Raw genomic sequence first — 2782 nt, forward strand, 5'->3', positions numbered from 1 at the left:
TCACCCGGGACTGGATCTCGATCAGCAGGTTTTCCTTGGAGCCGATGTAGTAGTACAGCGCGCCCTTGGCCAGCCCGACCGCACGGCCCAGATCGTTGACCGAGGTCGCCGCGTAGCCCTGGCGGGCGAACAGCTCGGCGGCCGTGTCGATGATCTTCTGGCGTCTGACCTCGAAGTCCGGCCCGTGGCCCGGTGGTCGTGGCATTGCTTCTCTCCCCGCCTGAGGTGCCGACGTGTCGACACATCGATGAGACATGACCCGGTGTCCGCATCCGGACGGCCTTCGGCACATCCGGGGGGAAGCGGGCCCGGGACCTCGTTCTATTTTGCTTGAACCAGTTTGCTAGACCAGACGGTACATTAAAAGTCGGGACTCCGGCGGTGCGGCCTCGTGTCGCCCGCGCGAGCATTGCGAGGACGCGCATGACGATTGAGGCACCGCAGCAGGCTACGACCGGTTCCGCACCCGCGGAACAACTTCTGGAGATGTATCGGCGGATGCGTCGCATCCGGCGCTTCGAGGAGCGGGCGTCGGAGCTGTACAAGGCGACGGAGATTCCGGGTTTTCTGCATCTGTCGATCGGCCAGGAGGCCAGTGCGGTGGGCGCGTGCTGGCCGTTGGGGGAGCGGGACGGGATCACCTCCACGCACCGCGGTCATGGTCATGTGCTGGCCAAGGGGTTGGATGCGGCGTCGATGATGGCCGAGCTGATGGGCCGGGAGGCGGGCACCTGCCACGGCCGGGGCGGCTCGATGCACATCGCGGATCCGGGCCTGGGCATCTATGGCGCGAACGGCATCGTCGGCGCCGGCCTTCCCATCGCCGCCGGCGTGGCCACCGCGGCCAAGCTGCGCGCCGCGGGGGATGTGGTGGTGGCCTTCTTCGGGGACGGTGCGGTTGCGCAGGGCATGTTCCACGAGGCCGTCAACCTGGCCGCCGTATGGGACCTGCCCGTCGTCTTCCTCTGCGAGAACAACCACTACTCCGAGTTCTCGCCGGAGGCCGACCAGCACCGCGCCCCGCTGTCCGCCCGGGCCGCCGGCTACGGCATCGACTACGAGCACGTCGACGGCAACGACGTGCTCGCCGTCTCCCGCACCATGACGGAGGTGGTCGGGCGGCTGCGTGCGGGCGGCGGCCCGATCCTGGTGGAGGCGGAGACGTATCGCTGGCACGGCCACTACGAGGGCGACCCCGAGCGCTATCGCACGCCGGAGGAGGTCGCCAGCGCCAAGGAGCGCGACCCGCTGCTGGTAGCCCGCCGGCACCTGGCCGCCGCCGGAGTGGCCACAGCGCTCGCCGATGCGGTGGATGAGGAGATCGACAAGGAGATCGAGGCGGCGGTGGAGTGGGCGCGGGCTCTGCCCGAGCCGGCGCCGGAGAGCCTGTACGACTTCGTGTCCGCCCCGCGCACCGTGATCCCCGAACCGGCCCCCGCGCAGGGGGAGGTCTTCCGCTCCATGGATGCGGTCCGGCTGGCCCTGGAGCACGAACTGGCCGCCGATCCTTCGGTGTTCGTGGCCGGGATCGACGTCGGCGCGGGCGGCAACGTCTTCGGGCTCACCCGCGGTCTGGCGGATGCGTTCCCGGGCCGGGTCCGCGATACCCCGATCAGTGAGAGCGCGATCCTGGGCACGGCGGTGGGGGCGGCCATGGCCGGCATGCGGCCAGTGGTGGAGATCATGTACATGGACTTCATCGGGGTGGCGTTGGACATGCTGCTCAACCAGGCGGCCAAGCTGCGCTTCATGACCGGCGGCCGGGCTTCGATGCCGCTGGTGGTGCGCACCCAGTTCGGTGCGGGCCGCTCCTCGGGCAGTCAGCACTCGCAGAGCCTGGAGGCGCTGCTGGCGCACATTCCCGGGCTGACGGTGGTGATGCCGTCCAACCCGGCGGACACCTATGGTCTGTTGCGGGCGGCGATCCGGGATCCCAACCCGGTGGTGTTCGTGGAGAACCGGCTGCAGTACGGCCTCAAGGGCCCCCGCCCGCCGGCCGACCACCTGATCCCGCTGGGCAAGGCCAAGGTCATCCGGGAGGGCACGGACATCACGCTGGTGTCCTGGTCGCGGATGGTCCAGGACGCCCTGGCCGCCGCGGAGTTGTTGGCCGGCGAGGGCATCAGTGTCGAGGTGATCGATCTGCGCACGATCGCCCCGCTGGACCGCGAAACCGTCCTGGCCTCCCTCGCCAAGACCAATCGTCTGGTCATCGCGCACGAGGCGGTGCGGGACTTCGGCGTCGGCGCCGAACTGTCCGCGCTCGCCGTGGACGAGGGCTTCTGGCACTTGGACGCCCCGGTGACGCGGGTGGCGCCGCCCCCGGTCCCGGCGCCGTATGCGCCGTCGCTGGAGCGGGTGTGGCTGCCCTCACGGGACACGATCGCGGACACAGTGCGACGCATCGCCGCGGTGTGAAAAAGGAGGGCCCCGGGAGCTCAGCTCCCGGGGCCCTCCTCTTGCGATTCCCGCCTCCGGCCCGGCCGTATCGGCAGGACAGGCTGGTGAGCCGAGGGCGGATCCGGTCCCGCCCGTCTGTCAGACGGTGGCGACCGGAGTGAGCGGACTGCCTTGTGTGCCGGGCAGGTTGAGGGGGGGTGCGGTGAGGAGGAAGCGGCTGCGTCGGTGTTCGCGCAGCCAGGCGGCGAGGTCGTGGAGGTACCACAGTTCGCCCATCGGGACACCCAGTTTGAACAGGCACAGGTGGTGGAGGGGGAGGAGGGTGTGGGGGCCCTGGGCCTGGGTGACGCCGACGCCTTCGATGGCGTAGTTGTCGGATGCG

The 2782-nt window shown here is 69.9% G+C and carries 2 protein-coding genes and 1 pseudogene; 1 reads left to right on the plus strand and 2 read right to left on the minus strand.

Translation table 11 applies throughout. The annotated features are described in order from the left end of the window. Window positions 1-205 (minus strand): TetR/AcrR family transcriptional regulator (locus IG08_RS0153065; protein WP_030621990.1); only part of this gene is annotated, 205 nt, incomplete at its 3' end. 218 nt (window positions 206-423) lie between these two features. Here IG08_RS0153065 and IG08_RS0153070 point away from each other — a divergent pair. Then, complete coding sequence (locus IG08_RS0153070; protein ID WP_030621992.1) at window positions 424-2418, plus strand: alpha-ketoacid dehydrogenase subunit alpha/beta; 1995 nt, start codon at window positions 424-426, stop codon at window positions 2416-2418. A 120-nt stretch (window positions 2419-2538) separates the two neighbouring features. Here IG08_RS0153070 and IG08_RS0153075 read toward each other — a convergent pair. Further along, window positions 2539-2782: pseudogene (locus IG08_RS0153075) on the minus strand (cyclase family protein); the annotation flags it as partial.

The organism is Streptomyces fulvoviolaceus (genome assembly GCF_000718165.1).
In the GTDB taxonomy this organism is placed as follows: Bacteria; Actinomycetota; Actinomycetes; order Streptomycetales; family Streptomycetaceae; genus Streptomyces; species Streptomyces fulvoviolaceus.